This is a genomic window from Bradyrhizobium sp. U531, from assembly GCF_051710265.1.
GTDB lineage: Bacteria > Pseudomonadota > Alphaproteobacteria > Rhizobiales > Xanthobacteraceae > Bradyrhizobium.
Genome location: NZ_JASVEN010000001.1, coordinates 1,084,643 through 1,099,702 on the forward strand (window position 1 = coordinate 1,084,643; position 15,060 = coordinate 1,099,702).

14 protein-coding genes are annotated in these 15,060 nt (G+C 66.1%); 8 read left to right on the forward strand and 6 right to left on the reverse strand.

Features of this window, described 5'->3' with window-relative positions:
- Positions 1 to 5: 5 nt before the first annotated feature.
- Complete coding sequence (gene trpD / locus QRQ56_RS05405; protein WP_438738138.1) at positions 6 to 1,019, reverse strand: anthranilate phosphoribosyltransferase; 1,014 nt, start codon at positions 1,017 to 1,019, stop codon at positions 6 to 8.
- Between the two features lie 14 nt (positions 1,020 to 1,033).
- Positions 1,034 to 2,932, reverse strand: coding sequence for a SurA N-terminal domain-containing protein (locus QRQ56_RS05410; protein ID WP_438738140.1), 1,899 nt, complete (start codon positions 2,930 to 2,932; stop codon positions 1,034 to 1,036).
- Between the two features lie 278 nt (positions 2,933 to 3,210).
- Between QRQ56_RS05410 and tpiA the strand changes: the two genes are divergently transcribed.
- The 3 genes from tpiA to QRQ56_RS05425 all read left to right on the forward strand — a co-directional run bounded on the left by tpiA (position 3,211) and on the right by QRQ56_RS05425 (position 6,307).
- A complete protein-coding gene (gene tpiA / locus QRQ56_RS05415; RefSeq protein WP_438738142.1) occupies positions 3,211 to 3,963 on the forward strand; it encodes a triose-phosphate isomerase in 753 nt (250 codons plus the stop codon).
- A gap of 159 nt (positions 3,964 to 4,122) precedes the next feature.
- Positions 4,123 to 4,509, forward strand: a complete 387-nt coding sequence (gene secG / locus QRQ56_RS05420; RefSeq protein WP_438738144.1) for a preprotein translocase subunit SecG — start codon at positions 4,123 to 4,125, stop codon at positions 4,507 to 4,509.
- Between the two features lie 166 nt (positions 4,510 to 4,675).
- Positions 4,676 to 6,307: a CTP synthase gene (locus tag QRQ56_RS05425; RefSeq protein ID WP_438738146.1), complete on the forward strand. Its 1,632-nt coding sequence runs from the start codon at positions 4,676 to 4,678 to the stop codon at positions 6,305 to 6,307.
- A 4-nt stretch (positions 6,308 to 6,311) separates the two neighbouring features.
- Here QRQ56_RS05425 and QRQ56_RS05430 read toward each other — a convergent pair whose 3' ends face one another.
- From QRQ56_RS05430 to QRQ56_RS05440, 3 genes are all read right to left on the reverse strand, one after another.
- Complete coding sequence (locus tag QRQ56_RS05430; RefSeq protein WP_438738148.1) at positions 6,312 to 6,974, reverse strand: class I SAM-dependent methyltransferase; 663 nt, start codon at positions 6,972 to 6,974, stop codon at positions 6,312 to 6,314.
- Between the two features lie 112 nt (positions 6,975 to 7,086).
- On the reverse strand, positions 7,087 to 8,463 hold the full coding sequence (locus QRQ56_RS05435) for a sensor histidine kinase (protein ID WP_438738149.1): 1,377 nt from the start codon (positions 8,461 to 8,463) through the stop codon (positions 7,087 to 7,089).
- Between the two features lie 10 nt (positions 8,464 to 8,473).
- Positions 8,474 to 9,151, reverse strand: a complete 678-nt coding sequence (locus QRQ56_RS05440; protein ID WP_438738151.1) for a response regulator — start codon at positions 9,149 to 9,151, stop codon at positions 8,474 to 8,476.
- A gap of 187 nt (positions 9,152 to 9,338) precedes the next feature.
- On the opposite strand from QRQ56_RS05440, the gene QRQ56_RS05445 reads away from it, so the two are divergent.
- The 3 genes from QRQ56_RS05445 (at position 9,339) to QRQ56_RS05455 (ending at position 11,848) form a co-directional block, all read left to right on the forward strand.
- Entirely contained in the window at positions 9,339 to 9,665 is a 327-nt protein-coding gene (locus tag QRQ56_RS05445) for an NIPSNAP family protein (protein WP_438738153.1), read from the forward strand.
- Positions 9,666 to 9,791: 126 nt separating this feature from the next.
- Complete coding sequence (gene kdsA, locus QRQ56_RS05450) at positions 9,792 to 10,640, forward strand: 3-deoxy-8-phosphooctulonate synthase (protein WP_438738154.1); 849 nt, start codon at positions 9,792 to 9,794, stop codon at positions 10,638 to 10,640.
- Complete coding sequence (locus QRQ56_RS05455) at positions 10,640 to 11,848, forward strand: MFS transporter (protein WP_438738155.1); 1,209 nt, start codon at positions 10,640 to 10,642, stop codon at positions 11,846 to 11,848. The genes kdsA and QRQ56_RS05455 overlap by 1 nt, the downstream gene beginning before the upstream one ends.
- Before the next feature lie 89 nt (positions 11,849 to 11,937).
- Here QRQ56_RS05455 and queF read toward each other — a convergent pair whose 3' ends face one another.
- Entirely contained in the window at positions 11,938 to 12,426 is a 489-nt protein-coding gene (gene queF / locus QRQ56_RS05460) for a preQ(1) synthase (RefSeq protein WP_438738157.1), read from the reverse strand.
- A 127-nt stretch (positions 12,427 to 12,553) separates the two neighbouring features.
- On the opposite strand from queF, the gene eno reads away from it, so the two are divergent.
- Together eno and QRQ56_RS05470 are read left to right on the forward strand one after the other, a co-directional pair.
- A complete protein-coding gene (gene eno, locus QRQ56_RS05465) occupies positions 12,554 to 13,837 on the forward strand; it encodes a phosphopyruvate hydratase (protein WP_438738158.1) in 1,284 nt (427 codons plus the stop codon).
- A gap of 43 nt (positions 13,838 to 13,880) precedes the next feature.
- The gene (locus tag QRQ56_RS05470) at positions 13,881 to 15,014 is read left to right on the forward strand and encodes a zinc-binding dehydrogenase (protein WP_438738159.1); all 1,134 of its coding nucleotides are present in this window, start codon (positions 13,881 to 13,883) and stop codon (positions 15,012 to 15,014) included.
- Positions 15,015 to 15,060: the final 46 nt, after the last annotated feature.

The following is a 15,060-nucleotide window of genomic DNA, read 5'->3' on the forward strand; positions in this document are numbered from 1 at the left end:
CAGGCTCAGCCGTTCGAGACCGCGATCAGATGCTTCAGTTTGGCGTTGGCCGCGCCGCCGTCGATCGACCTGGTGCCGAGCGCGACGCCTTCCTTGAGGTCCTTGGCGCGGCCGGCCACCACCAGCGCGGCGGCGGCGTTCATCAGAGCGACGTCGCGATAGGCGCTGGGCTTGCCGTCGAGCACGCTCTGCAGCGCGATCGCATTGGCGTCGGCGTCACCGCCCTTGAGGGCAGCGGCCTCGCAGCACGGCAGGCCGGCGTCCTCGGGCGTCACCTCGAAATTCCGGATCTCGCCATTGTGGAGCGCGGAGACGAAGGTCGGGCCGGTGAGGGTGATCTCGTCGAGACCGTCGGAGCCGTGCACCACCCAGGCGGATTCGGAGCCGAGGTTCTTCAGCACCTGCGCCAGCGGCTGCACCCATTGCCGCGAGAACACGCCGACCATCTGCCGCTTCACGCCGGCCGGGTTGGAGAGGGGACCGAGCAGGTTGAAGATCGTGCGCGTCGCGAGCTCGACCCGGGTCGGGCCGACGTTCTTCATGGCGGGATGGTGGGCGGGCGCGAACATGAAGCCGATGCCGCATTCGCGCACGCAGCGGCCGACCTGGTCGGGCCGGAGGTCGATCTTCACGCCGAGCGAAGCCAGCACGTCGGCGGCACCCGAGCGCGACGACAGCGCGCGGTTGCCGTGCTTGGCCACCGGCACGCCGGCGCCCGAGACGATGAAGGAGGCACAGGTCGAGACGTTGACCGAGCCCGAGCCGTCGCCGCCGGTGCCGACGATGTCGACGGCATCAGGCGGGGCCGTCACGCTCAGCATCTTCGAGCGCATCGCCGCAACCGCGCCGGTGATCTCGTCCACGGTCTCGCCGCGCACGCGCAGCGCCATCAACAGGCCGCCCATCTGCGAGGGCGTGGCCTCGCCTGACATCATGGCGTTGAAGGCGGAAGCCGCTTCCTCACGCGACAGGCTGGCGCCGGTCGCCACTTTTCCAATGATCGATTTCAGGTCGTCCATCGCGTGCTTTCAACTCACTGGTTCGCGCCGGTCACCTGCGCGAAGGCGGCCTGATTAATGGTGGTCCCGATGTCGGTTTCAAGCTTGTTGACGTAGGACGCAACCTGCTCCTCCGTCTGGGCACGGTCGATGCTTTCCTTCAGCTTCTTGACCGCTTCGGACGCGGCATCGACGGCGGGATCGACGATGTCGGTGAGGCGGAACACGATCACCTCGGTGCCGCCGGTCACCGGCGTCTGGCCGACGCCGTCCTTGGCGACGCGGAAGGCGGCGGACACGACCGCAGCGGGCACGCTCGCCGGCGTGTCGTCGCGCTTGAAGCCGTTCGCCGTTTCGACCTTGGCGCCGATCGCCGTGGCTTCGTCGGCGAGCTTGCCGCCACCTTCGAGCTTCTGCACGATCTCGGTCGCCTTGGCCTTCAGCTTGGTGGCGATCTGGTCCTGGCGCCAGCGCGCCTCGACCTGGTCGCGGACCTCGTCGAGATTGCGGTCGCGCGAAGGCGTGATGGCCAGCACGTCGTACCAGGCATAGCCGCCCTTGAACGAGATCGAGTCGTTGTCGACGCCGACATCTGTGTTGAAGGCCTGCGACACCACATCGAGTCCCACCGGGATATTGGCGACCGGCTGGCCGTTCGGAGCGCGGCCGGAGCGGTCGACGGACTCGATGGTCACGGCGGTGAGGCCGAGCTTCTGCGCCGCGTCGATCACGCTGGCGCCGCCACCGCGCTCGTCTTCCATCTTGTCGCGGAGGTCGTTGACCTTGACCCGCGCGCGCTCAGTAGCGATCTCGCGCTTGATGTCGCCGGCAAGCTTCGCATAGTCGGCCGGGGCGCCCGGCTCGATCTTGTCGACCTTCACGATGGAGGTGCCGAGCGCGCCCTGAATCGGCTGGCTGAGTTCGCCGGCGGGAAGCGCAAAGGCGGCTTCGCCGACCGTGGCATCGAGCGAGGACTTGGTCACGAGGCCGAGGTCCACATCCGAGGCGCTCAGCCCGCGCTCCTTGCCGAGGTCCTCGAACGAGGTCCCGGCGGCAAGGCGTTCGCGCGCGGTCTGCGCCTCGGCAGCATTCGGGAATACGATCTGTTGGATCTGGCGCTTCTCGGGCGTGCCGAGACGATCCTTGCGCTGCTCGAACAGCTTCTTGGCGTCCTCGTCCGACACCTCGCTCCATTTGCCGATTTCTTCCGGCGAGACCACGACGAAGGAGATCTTGCGATATTCGGGCGCGCGGAACTGGACCTTGTGATCCTCGAAATAGGCGGCAAGCGCTTCGGGCGAGGGCGGGTCGATGGTGCCGGCCTGGGCCGCGTCCAGCCTGACGAATTCGATGCTGCGCTGCTCGTTCTGGAAGCGCGTCAGCACGTCGAGCATCGCCTTCGGCGGCTCGAGGCCGGCGCCGATCGTGCCGGTGATCTGACGGCGCAGCGAGACCTTGCGCTGCTCGGCGACGTAGCGCTGCTCGGTATAGCCGAAATTCCGGATCATCCCCTGGAAGCGGTTCGCATCGAAATTGCCGCCGACGCCCTTGAAGTTGGGGTCGTTCATGATGACCTGGCGGATCTGGTCGTCGGACTGGCCGAGCCCGAGCCGGCGCGCTTCCTCGTCGAGGGCGGCTTCCGCGATCGTCTGCTGCAGCACCTGGCGGTCGAGGCCGAAGGCGCGGGCCTGGTCGGGGGTCAGCGGACGGCCGAACTGGCGGCTGATCTGCTGCAGGCGGTCGGTGTAGATCTGGCGGAACTCATTCAGCGAAATCTCGGTGCCGCCGATCTTGGCCACCGTGGACTGCCCGAAGCCCTTGAAGATGTCGGCAATGCCCCAAATGCCGAAACTGATGATCAGCACGCCCATTACGATGGCCATAATGGTCTTGCCGACCCAGTTTGATGAGGCCTTGCGCATTCCTCGAAGCATTTGGTCCAACTTGTTTGAGCAGGAGGGGAACGGGAGCGCGTCTTAATGCAGATTCCGCAGAAGCGCGTCACCAAATTGAAAGATCATCATAAAGTGGCGGCTTTCCCCCCGCAACCTCGGCTCCTGCGTCCGCTTGCGGCTGCGGTTAAAGGCCCCGGCGCGTTTTCGCGCGGATCGGACCCCGGTTCGCGGCGGGAAAGCGCGTCAAAACAAGAATCTGGAACTGCGGCAGGTCCTCTGCTAGCGCATCCGCCAACCTCATTTTGCTGGGAATTGACATGACCGACATCCGTCCCCTGATCGCCGGCAACTGGAAAATGAACGGCCTGAAGGCCCAGGCTGCCGAGTTCGACGCCATGCTCGGCGGCGCGGCAGATGTGGCCGCCAAGGCCGACCTGCTGGTGTGCCCGCCCGCGACCCTGATTGCGGCCTTTGCCGAGAAGGCGCGGGGCAAAAAGGTCGCGGTCGGAGCCCAGGATTGCCATCCCAAGGCCTCCGGCGCCCATACCGGCGATATATCGGCGGAAATGCTGGTGGATGGCGGGGCGGCGGCCATCATCGTCGGCCATTCCGAGCGCCGCGCCGACCATGGCGAGGGCGATGTTCTGATCCGCCAGAAGGCTGAAGCGGCCTGGCGCGCCGGCGCCACCGCCATCGTCTGCATCGGGGAAACCCAGGCCCAGCGCGACGCCGGCCAGACCCTGGACATTCTGCGCGGCCAGCTCGCGGGCTCGCTGCCCGACGCCTCGACGGCCGGGAATCTCGTCGTAGCCTATGAGCCGGTCTGGGCGATTGGCACCGGCTTGACCCCCACGGCCAAGGATGTCGAGCAGATTCATGGGTTTATCCGGGAGCTCCTGACCTCCCGGTTCAAGGCCGATGGGGCTAGGATGCGGATCCTCTATGGCGGCTCGGTCAAGCCCTCGAACGCGGCCGAGCTGATGGCCGTGAAGAACGTCAACGGCGCGCTGGTCGGCGGTGCCAGCCTGAAGGCGGCCGATTTCCTTGCGATCGCCAAGGGCTGCCCCTAGCTAGGGCACTGGCGTTCGCCAGGTCCAAACCGCGGGGACCGGGCCCGATCGGGGGTGGCATTGCCCCCTCCGATCGTGTAACACCGCGCAACTTCAGGAAAACCCGCGAAGCGCGATCGGCCGCCGTCAGGCGCCGCCCGCTTGTGACGGAAGGACACCATGCAGACCGTTGTCATCGTCATCCACCTCATGATCGTCGCCGTCATGATCGGCGCCGTCCTGCTTCAGAAGTCGGAAGGCGGCGGCCTCGGCATGGGCGGAGGCGCCGGCTTCATGTCGAGCCGCGGCACCGCGAATCTGCTGACGCGAACCACCGCGGTGCTCGCGGCGGGCTTCTTCCTGACCAGCCTGTTCCTGTCATGGCATGCCGGCTACAGCCGTGCGCCGTCGTCGATCATCGGCACCCCGGCATCCCAGGGTCAGCCGGCCGGCGGATCGCCGCTCGCGCCGCCGACCTCCGGCGGCATCCTGGATTCGCTTAAGAAGGCCGACGAGCAGCAGCAAGCGCCGGCTCCGAGCGGCCCGCAGGTGCCGCGCTCGCAATAAAGCAGGGGGGCCATGCAGGCCGGTGGCTACCGTCCTGCATCAACAATCCCCATCAAGGCACTGTCACCACTCTTAGTTTTGGCTCACCCACAGGCCCGCAGAATCTTTGGGGCGGAATACGAATCGCTTTGGCGAATCGAATTCGAGGGATTAGAGGTTAGGTCCCATGGCGCGGTACATATTCATCACCGGCGGCGTGGTTTCTTCGCTCGGCAAGGGTCTGGCTTCAGCAGCACTCGGTGCGCTGTTGCAAGCCCGGGGCTACAAGGTCCGCCTCCGCAAGCTCGACCCCTATCTCAACCTCGATCCCGGAACGATGTCGCCGTATCAGCACGGCGAAGTGTTCGTGACCGATGACGGCGCGGAGACCGATCTCGATCTCGGTCACTACGAGCGCTTCACCGGCCGGCCTGCGACCAAGCAGGACAACATCACCACGGGGCGCATCTACCAGGACATCATCTCCAAGGAACGCCGCGGCGATTATCTCGGCGCGACCATCCAGGTGGTTCCGCACGTCACGAACGCCATCAAGGAGTTCGTGCTGTCAGGCAATGACGACTACGACTTCGTGCTGGTCGAGATCGGCGGCACTGTCGGCGACATCGAGGGCCTGCCGTTCTTCGAGGCGATCCGCCAGCTCAAGAACGAGCTGCCGCGCGACCACGCCATCTACATCCACTTGACGCTGCTGCCCTACATCCCGAGCGCCGGCGAATTGAAGACCAAGCCGACGCAGCATTCCGTGAAGGAGCTGCGCTCGATCGGCATCCAGCCGGACATCCTGTTGTGCCGCACCGACCGCGAGATTCCGAAGGAAGAGCGCCGCAAGCTCGGCCTGTTCTGTAACGTGCGCGAGAGCGCCGTGATCGAGGCACGCGACGCCGACAGCATCTATGCCGTGCCCGAGGCCTATCACAATGCGGGTCTCGACGACGAAGTGCTCGCCGCCTTCGGCATCGAATCGCGCATCCCGCCGGTGCTCAAGAGCTGGAACCAGATCAACGAGCGCATCCGCAATCCCGAAGGCAACGTCACCATCGCCATCGTCGGCAAATATACCGGCATGAAGGATGCGTATAAGTCGCTGATCGAGGCGCTTTCGCATGGCGGCATCGCCAACAAGGTGAAGGTCAATCTCGACTGGATCGAGAGCGAGATCTTCGAGAAGGAAGATCCGGCGCCGTTCCTCGAACACGTCAACGGCATCCTGGTGCCCGGCGGCTTCGGCCAGCGCGGCGCCGAAGGCAAGATCAGGGCGGCGCAGTTCGCGCGCGAACGCGACGTGCCGTATTTCGGCATCTGCTTCGGCATGCAGATGGCGGTGATCGAGGCCGCGCGAAATCTCGTCGGCATCGAGGACGCCAACTCCACCGAGTTCGGCCCGACCAAGGAGCCCCTGGTCGGCCTGATGACGGAATGGCTGCGCGGCAACGAGCTCGAGAAGCGCTCGCAGGCAGGCGACCTCGGCGGCACGATGCGCCTCGGCGCCTATCCCGCCGCGCTCAATCGCGGCAGCCGCGTCTCGCAGGTCTATGGCGGCGCCACGGAGATTTCCGAGCGCCACCGCCACCGCTACGAGGTCAACACCGCCTACAAGGATCGCCTCGAGCAGCACGGTTTGAAATTCTCGGGCCTCTCGCCCGACGGCGTGCTGCCGGAGATCGTCGAGTACGAGGATCACCCCTGGTTCATCGGCGTCCAGTTCCACCCCGAGCTGAAGTCGCGGCCGTTCGAGCCGCATCCGCTGTTCGCCTCGTTCATCCAGGCGGCGATGGTGCAGAGCCGGCTGGTGTAATGGTTCAGCGCGCGGCCGAGTAGTCGCGCGCGTGATGCACCGGCTCCGGCGCCACCCGCGCTGATGATTCAGGCGCGAGCGATCCCGTGATCAGCTTCATCTGTGGCCGCCGCGTCAGCCGGTAGACGGCGGCGGGCGGTACGTTCAGCAGGGCGCGATCCACGAGCTTGGCGCGCAGGCCGAGCCGGTCGAGCACGGGCCGCGGCACCGGGCAGCTCATCCCATAGGTGAACTGGTAGAAGGCGCCACCGGGGCGGAGATAGCTGAAAGCGCCGCTGAGGATCGAGATGACCTTGCGCCTGCTCATGTTGAGCAGCGGCAGGCCGCTCACGACCGCGCCGACCGGTGCGCCGTCATAGAGGCGCTCTGTCGTGAGCCGCCCTGCGTCCATCCACAGCACGCGCGCACCGGGAAAGCGCATCTGCAGCAACTTCATGAAGTCGGAGCCGTATTCGATCAGCGTGAGATCCTGGGGCCGCACGCCGCGCTTGAGCAGCTTGTAGGTGAACGCGCCGGTGCCGGGACCGAGCTCGAGGATCGGACCCGTCGATGCGCTGATCTCGCGCGTGATGAGGTCGGCCAGCGCCGCACCCGATGGCGCGACGGCGCCGACCCGACGTGGTGACGACATCCAGGACAGGAAGAACGAAAGAAAATCGTTGGGCATGCGCACTCCGGCATCTTGGTTTGCACCTCCTGAGATCAGAGGTGAGACGGATGCAGTGTTGCGAAGGCGCATTGCGACAGCATTGCGCTACCCAAAGCGGATGCGGATTGAATCAAACCTGTCGGACCGGCGGCAGCGTCATCCGGAAGCAGGCGCCGCCCTCCGGTCCATCCGCCACCGAGACGTGGCCGCCATGCAGTTGCACGATCTCGCGCACCATGTTGAGGCCGAGGCCGGCCCCGCGATCGAGCGGCGTCAGCCGGTAGAACGGCTCGAACACCTGCTCGCGCTGATCGGCGGGGATGCCGGCGCCTTCATCCGTGACCTCGATGCTTGCGGGACTGAAGACGCGAATTCCGATTGTGCCGCGGCGCGGACCGTGCTGGATCGCGTTCTGCACGAGATTGGTCAGCGCGCGCTCCAGCGCCGCCGCATCGCCGATCGTCTCGATCGGTGTTGCCGGCGCATCGAGGGCCAGCTCGTAGCCGGCCGCGATCGCCAGCGGCGCGAGGTCGGCGGCGACGCTTTGCGCAACCGCCACGAGATTGAGGCGCGTGAAGGGATGGCCGCAGCGGTCGAGCCGCTGGATGTCGAGCAATTGCTCGGCAAGCGTCGCAAGCCGCGCGGCATCCTCGAGCAGGCGGGTCTTGTCCGGGCCGGGCCCGAGCGACTCCAGCCGGGTGTTCAGGATCGCGATCGGTGTGCGCAGCTCGTGTGCGGCGTCGGCGACAAAGCGCTTGTGGCGGGCATAGCCCTGGTCGAGCCGTGCCAGCGCGTCGTTGATCGCGGTCACCAGCGGCACGACTTCCAGAGGAATGCGCTCCACCGGAAGCCGCGCGCCGCGCTGGTGGATATCGATGCGACGGGCTTCGTCCGCCGCGGTATCGAGCCCCCTGAACGCGCGCCGCACGATCATCGGTGTCGCGATGAAGGTCGCCGTTCCCATCAGCAACAGGCCGGGCAGGGCGATGCCGAGGAACGCAAGGGAGGTCATGAACAGCGCCTTGGCGCCGGTCAGCCGTCCTTGCGTCGCGGTGATGACCTGCACATTGCCGGCATCGGTATCGACCCGCTTCAGCCGCGCCGCCGGCTTGCGCGGATCGTCCTCGAACATCTGCCAGCCGAGCCGCGCCTGGCTGATCTGGTCGAGGCCGTTGCCGATCGCGGCGAACTCGGCCGGCACGGTGCCTTCGCTGAGCGAGCGGCCCTGCCGGTCGCGCACCACGAACCAGAGGTCCGGCGTCTCGTTGCGCAACTGCTGCAGCTCGGTGGTCGGGCGCAAAGCCAGTCCGCCTTGTGCCTCGCGCGTGAGCGCACGCTGGACGACATCGATGACGCGGTCCTCATCGCGCTCGGCGAGCACGAAGCCGGAGGCGCAAAGCCCGGCGAGGACGACGGCGAGCAGCGCGACCAGGATCGTGGCCTGGAGCGAGAGCAGGCGCCAGCTCAGCCGCGAGCGCAGGCAATAGGGATCGTCGTGTTTGCTCATGTCAGCTTCTTCAGGCCGGCAGCTTCTTGAGGAGATATCCGACGCCGCGAATGCCGTGGATCTCGATCCCTGCGTCGGCGTCCGCGAGCTTTCGCCGCAGCCGCGAGATATGCGTGTCGAGCGCGTTCGACTGGATCTCGTCGTCGAAATTGTAGACCGCTTCTTCCAGCGCCGAGCGCAGCACGGTCCGGCCCATGCGGCGGATCAGGGCTTCGAGCACCAGGAGCTCGCGGCGCGGCAGCTCGAACGGTGTGCCGTCGATGCTGGCCTCGCGATGACCGAGGTCGAAGGCAAGGCGGCCGGCGCGGATGACATCGGGGGACAGGCCCGCCGGACGCCGCAGCACCGCCCGCAGCCGCGCCAGCAGTTCCTCGACCGCGAACGGTTTCGCCAGATAGTCGTCGGCGCCGCCGTCGAGCCCGGCGATGCGGTCGGCGAGCTCGCCGCGCGCAGTCAGGACGATGATCGGCACGCCGTCAGCGCGCGCCCGGAGCTTCGGGATCAAGGCAAGGCCATCGCCGTCGGGAAGCTGGCGGTCGAGCAGGACCGCGGCGTGGACGTCGGCGCAGATGGCTTCCTCCGCCTCGGCGAGCGTGGGGGCATGGTCCACCACCATGTCATAGCGCTTCAGCGCCGAGGCCAGCGCGTCGGCCATTTCCGCTTCATCCTCGACCAGCAAAATCCGCATGTGACGGGCACCTCGACTGCAGCTCGGCCTTTGTAGCGGCCCGATCATTGCGGCAGCATTGCGGGAGTCCGGCGCAGCGCAGGAAGCACAAGCCATGCGCGGAGCGCCGCAGGGGAGGCCGGGCGGCGCTCAAGACACCGTCGGGGACAGCCGCTATAACCGGCGCGCAAGAAACTTGGAGGAACGAATGATCTACGAAATGCGCGTCTATCGCTGCGTGCCCGGCCGGCTGCCGGCGCTCTTGAAGCGGTTTGAGACAGCCACGCTGAAGATCTGGGAGAAGCACGGCATCAAGCAGGCCGGATTCTTCACCACGATGATCGGTGAATCCAACCAGGAGCTGACCTATTTCCTGGCCTGGGAGTCGCTGGCCGAGCGCGAGACGAAGTGGGGCAAGTTCATGACCGATCCGGACTGGATGAAAGCGCGCGCCGAAAGCGAGGCGGACGGCCAGATCGTAGGCAATATCGTCAGCCAGCTCCTGACGCCGACGGCCTTCTCGGCGGTGAAATAGGCGCCTGCCGACGCACGGGTGGCGCCGGGAGCCCCGGCGCAACCCTGATATTCGACCCGTCCGGGCCGAATAGGGTTGATCCGACCCTCGCGGAGGCTATGGTCGCGCCGAAACGAGGGATTTGCCTTGAGCTCTTCGACGTCAGCGGCGCCGGTCGTCACCATCGGCAACGTCAAATTCGGCAACGATCTGCCGATCTCGATCATTGCCGGACCCTGCCAGCTCGAAAGCCGCCAGCATGCGCTGGAGGTGGCCTCCGCGCTGAAGGAGATCGCGGCGCGGCTGAACATCGGCCTCGTCTACAAGACCTCGTTCGACAAGGCCAACCGCACAAGCGCGGCGGCGCAGCGCGGCCTCGGCCTTGCGCAGTCGCTGCCGATCTTCGCCGAGATCCGCGCCTCGCTCGGCCTGCCTGTCCTGACCGACGTGCACGAGGCCACGCAATGCGCCGACGTTGCGCAGGCCGTGGACATCCTGCAGATTCCCGCCTTCCTGTGCCGTCAGACCGATCTGCTTCTCGCCGCGGCCGCGACAGGCAAGGTCGTCAACGTCAAGAAGGGGCAGTTCCTGGCGCCCTGGGACATGACCAATGTGGTGACCAAGATCACCACCGCCGGCAATCCCAACGTGCTCGTCACGGAGCGCGGCGCCTCCTTCGGCTACAACACGCTGGTCTCCGACATGCGCGCGCTGCCGATCATGGCGCGCACCACCGGCGCGCCGGTGATCTTCGACGCCACCCATTCGGTGCAGCAGCCGGGCGGGAAGGGGGCCTCCTCGGGCGGCGAGCGCGAATTCGTGCCGGTGCTGGCGCGCGCGGCCGTCGCCGTAGGCGTTGCCGGCGTCTTCATCGAGACCCATCCCGATCCCGACAGCGCGCCGTCGGACGGCCCCAACATGGTGCCGCTGCGAGAGTTCGAGGGCCTGATTGCAAGGCTGATGGCGTTCGACGCGCTGGCAAAGAACCCGCGCTGATGCAGGAAGGCGAGGCGCGGCCGCCCGATCACGGCTTGCCGACAGCGCTCTACGTCATATCGGGCGCAAGCTTTGCCGCAGCCTTGTCGGCGCGTGCGCTCGATCCGGTGCTGCCGCATGTCGCCGAGGACTTTGGCGTCAGCATCGCGACCGCCGCGGGCTTTGCCGCGGTGTTCGCCTTCACCTTCTCGATCATCCAGCCGATCGTCGGCGCCGCCGCCGACCTGTTCGGCAAGACGCGGCTCATGATCGGCTGCCTCGCGCTGCTGGGTCTTGCCAACATTCTCGGCGCCTTCTCGACCTCGTTCTCGGTTCTGTTCGCGACCCGCATCCTAGCCGGCATCGGCTCGGGCGGCGTGTTTCCGGTGGCGCTCAGCCTGACCAGCGATCTCGTCGGCCCCGAGAAGCGCCAGGTCGCGATCAGCCGGACCCTTGCCGGCGCGATGACCGGCAATCTGCTCGGCGCCTCGGCCTCCGGCCTGATTGGCGACTTCCTCGGCTGGCGCGGCGTGCTGGCGGTGCTCGGCGCGCTCGTCATCGCCGCCTCGATCGCGGTCGCCGCCGGCTTTCACGGCGCCAAGGTCCAGCATCCGCCGAAGACGAGCCTGTCGGCGCTGAAGGCCGGCTATCGCACCATCTTCACCAATCCGAACGCCTATGTCTGCTATTCGGCGGTGTTCATCGAAGGCTGCTGCGTGCTCGGCCTGTTTCCCTACATCGCCTCGTTCCTGTTCGAACTCGGGCAGACCTCGCTGTCGATCGCCGGCATCGTCATCGCAGGCTTTGCGGTCGGCGGCCTGTTCTACACGCTGACGGTTTCGCGGCTGCTGCCCTGGCTCGGCGTCAAGGGCATGATGATCTCCGGCATGGCGCTGGTCGCCTCGCAGCTCGTCTCCGTCGCCTTCGGTCCGCGCTGGGAAGTGCAGGCGCTAAGCCTCATCGTGATGGGCTGGGGCTTCTACATCGCCCATGGCTGCCTGCAGGTCTTCGCCAGCGAGCTCTCGGTCGAGGCGCGCGCTACAGCGCTGTCGCTGCATTCGTTCTTCTTCTTCATGGGACAGACCGTGGGGCCGCTCGCCTACGGCTTCGGCCTCCAGCATGCCGGCAAGATGCCGACCCTGTTCGCAAGCGCAGGGATCATGGTGGTGCTGGGCTTCGTCTGTGCCCGGCTGCTCAAGCAGCGAGCGCCGGCGGATGCGCGCGGCTGAGCCGCGCTGATCGGTCTCAAGTCATGGGACCTCGCGTAGTCTCACTGGAGGCCTCCATCAGTTGGCGGAATCCTCGAAGTTGAGAGACGCTAGCCCCGTCCGCGATAGGGCGCGACGCCTTGCTCGGGCACCCACATTCCCTTCGGCACCCGTCCGGTCTGCCAGAACACGTCGATCGGGATGCCGCCGCGCGGATACCAGTAGCCGCCGATGCGCAGCCATTTCGGCTTGATCTCGCTCGCGATGCGCTTGCCGATCATCACGGTGCAGTCCTCGTGGAAGGCGCCGTGATTGCGGAAGCTCGCGATGTAGAGCTTCAGCGATTTCGACTCCAGCAGCCACGGTCCCGGCGCATAGTCGATCATCAGATGCGCGAAATCCGGCTGGCCCGTGACCGGGCAGAGCGAGGTGAATTCCGGCACTGTGAAACGCACCAGATAGTCCGTGCCTTTTTGCGGATTGGGCACGCGGTCGAGCTGGGCCTTTTCGGGCGCATCCGGCCATTCCACGGCATGGCCGAGCTGCAGGGCAGCCGGGTCCAGGCTTGAGTTCTTCGATTTGCTGGGTTTTTTCGACATGAGGCCGCCTCCGGAGCGGCCCTCTTAGCCAATCATCCGCCGGCCGTCACCCGGCCTTTTCCACTTCGATGCATTGCGGTAGAAGCACCGCCAACTGCCCCCCTTTGTTTCTCGAAATGAGGCTCTCATGACCGCCATCATCGACATCATCGGCCGCGAAATCCTGGATAGCCGGGGCAATCCCACCGTCGAGGTCGATGTCGTGCTGGAAGATGGTGCGCTCGGCCGCGCCGCGGTGCCGTCGGGCGCCTCCACCGGCGCCCACGAGGCGGTGGAACTGCGCGACAATGACAAGGCCCGCTATCTCGGCAAGGGCGTCTCCAAGGCGGTCGGCGCTGTCAACGGCGAGATCTTCGAGGCCCTGAGCGGCCTTGATGCCGAGCAGCAGGCCCAGATCGACCAGATCATGATCGACCTTGACGGCACGCCGAACAAGAGCCGGCTTGGCGCCAATGCCATCCTCGGCGTCTCGCTGGCCTGCGCCAAGGCGGCCGCCAATTCGCTCGACATGCCGCTCTACCGCTATGTCGGCGGCACCTCGGCCCGCCTGCTGCCGGTACCGATGATGAACATCATCAATGGCGGCGTGCATGCCGACAATCCGATCGACTTCCAGGAGTTCATGATCCTGCCGGTCGGCGCATCGTCCTTCGCCGAGGGCCTGCGTTACGGCGCCGAGGTCTTCCACACGCTGAAGTCGGAATTGAAGAAGGCCGGCCACAACACCAATGTCGGCGACGAGGGCGGCTTCGCGCCGAACCTGCCGTCGGCCGACGCTGCGCTGGAATTCGTCATGAACGCGATCGGCAAGGCCGGCTTCAAGGCGGGAAGCGACATCGTGCTCGGCCTCGATTGCGCCTCGACCGAATTCTTCAAGGACGGCAAATACGTCTATGAGGGCGAGGGCAAGACCCGCTCGATCTCCGAGCAGGCCAAGTACCTCGGCGATCTCGTCTCGCGCTATCCGATCGTCACCATCGAGGACGGCATGTCGGAAGACGACATGGATGGCTGGAAGGAGCTCACCGACCTCATCGGCAAGAAGTGCCAGCTCGTCGGCGACGACCTCTTCGTCACCAACGTCAAGCGCCTTGCCGACGGCATCAAGACCGGCCGCGCCAACTCGATCCTGATCAAGGTCAACCAGATCGGCACGCTGACCGAGACGCTCGCCGCCGTCGAGATGGCGCACAAGGCCGGCTACACCTCGGTGATGTCGCACCGCTCGGGCGAGACCGAGGATTCCACCATCGCCGACCTCGCGGTCGCCACCAATTGCGGTCAGATCAAGACCGGCTCCCTTGCGCGGTCCGATCGCACCGCCAAATACAATCAACTCCTGCGCATCGAGCAGCAGCTCGGCAAGCAGGCGCTGTACGGCGGCAAGGCGGCACTGAAGGCGCTGGCATAAGCCAGCGCTTCCACACGCGACAAGACGACAGGGGAGGATCGACATGAGCGACGGCACATCCGGACTGCAACTGCATTCGCTGCTCAAGAAGAGCGGCGAGCTGGAATTGTCTCTCGTCAATGTCCCGACGCCGGAGCCGGCCGACGACGAGGTCGTCGTTCGCGTCGAGGCGACGCCGATCAACCCCTCCGACCTCGGCCTCCTGATCGGGCCGGCCGACATGTCGGCCGCCAAGGCCTCGGGCACGAAGGAGATGCCGGTCATCACCGCGACGATGCCGGAGGCCGCGATGCGGCTGATGGGAGCCCGGCTCGACCAGTCGCTGCCGGTCGGCAACGAGGGCGCCGGCACGGTGATCCGGACCGGATCGTCGGACGCGGCGAAGGCGTTGATGGGCAAGACCGTCTCGATGATCGGCGGCGCCATGTACACGCAATATCGCGTGCTCAAGGTCCGCGACGTCATGGAGCTTCCGGCGGGCACCACGGCCGCGGACGGCGCGTCCTGGTTCGTCAATCCGCTGACCGCGCTCGGCATGACCGAGACGATGCGGCGGGAGAACCACAAGGCGCTCGTGCATACGGCCGCTGCGTCCAATCTCGGCCAGATGCTCAACAAGATCTGCATCAAGGACGGCATCGGCCTCGTCAACATCGTCAGGAGCAAGGAGCAGGCCGACATCCTGCGCAAGATCGGCGCCAAGCACATTGTCGATTCCAGCGCGCCGAGCTTTACGGATGATCTCACCAATGCGCTGGTCGAGACCGGCGCCACGATCGCCTTCGACGCCATCGGCGGCGGCAAGCTGGCCAGCCAGATTCTGACCGCGATGGAAGTCGCGGCCAACAAGACCGCGAAGGAATACAGCCGCTACGGCTCCAACGTGTACAAGCAGATCTACATCTACGGCAGCCTGGACAACCGTCCGACCGAATTGAGCCGGTCGTTCGGTTTGACCTGGGGCGTCGGCGGCTGGCTGCTGACGCCGTTCCTGCAGAAGATCGGTCCGGCCGAGATCGGCCGGCTGCGTCAGCGCGTCGCGTCCGAGCTCAAGACCACCTTCGCCAGCCACTACACCAAGGTGGTGTCGCTGACCGAGGTGCTCGATCCCGCCAATATCGCCGTCTACGCCAAACGCGCCACCGGCGAAAAATTCCTCATCAACCCAAATAAATAATCGTGACGCGCGGCGGCGCGTCACCGAAAGAAGGTCTTGCCTTCTG

Bases quoted from the DNA above. Each gene is read 5' to 3' on its own strand.
- trpD (WP_438738138.1), bottom strand. From the start codon at position 1,019: ATGGACGACCTGAAATCGATCATTGGAAAAGTGGCGACCGGCGCCAGC.
- queF (WP_438738157.1), bottom strand. From the start codon at position 12,426: ATGTCGAAAAAACCCAGCAAATCGAAGAACTCAAGCCTGGACCCGGCT.
- QRQ56_RS05440 (WP_438738151.1), bottom strand. From the start codon at position 9,151: ATGCGGATTTTGCTGGTCGAGGATGAAGCGGAAATGGCCGACGCGCTG.
- QRQ56_RS05425 (WP_438738146.1), top strand. From the start codon at position 4,676: ATGGCGCGGTACATATTCATCACCGGCGGCGTGGTTTCTTCGCTCGGC.
- QRQ56_RS05430 (WP_438738148.1), bottom strand. From the start codon at position 6,974: ATGCCCAACGATTTTCTTTCGTTCTTCCTGTCCTGGATGTCGTCACCA.
- eno (WP_438738158.1), top strand. From the start codon at position 12,554: ATGACCGCCATCATCGACATCATCGGCCGCGAAATCCTGGATAGCCGG.
- QRQ56_RS05410 (WP_438738140.1), bottom strand. From the start codon at position 2,932: ATGCTTCGAGGAATGCGCAAGGCCTCATCAAACTGGGTCGGCAAGACC.
- tpiA (WP_438738142.1), top strand. From the start codon at position 3,211: ATGACCGACATCCGTCCCCTGATCGCCGGCAACTGGAAAATGAACGGC.
- QRQ56_RS05445 (WP_438738153.1), top strand. From the start codon at position 9,339: ATGATCTACGAAATGCGCGTCTATCGCTGCGTGCCCGGCCGGCTGCCG.
- secG (WP_438738144.1), top strand. From the start codon at position 4,123: ATGCAGACCGTTGTCATCGTCATCCACCTCATGATCGTCGCCGTCATG.
- QRQ56_RS05470 (WP_438738159.1), top strand. From the start codon at position 13,881: ATGAGCGACGGCACATCCGGACTGCAACTGCATTCGCTGCTCAAGAAG.
- QRQ56_RS05435 (WP_438738149.1), bottom strand. From the start codon at position 8,463: ATGAGCAAACACGACGATCCCTATTGCCTGCGCTCGCGGCTGAGCTGG.
- QRQ56_RS05455 (WP_438738155.1), top strand. From the start codon at position 10,640: ATGCAGGAAGGCGAGGCGCGGCCGCCCGATCACGGCTTGCCGACAGCG.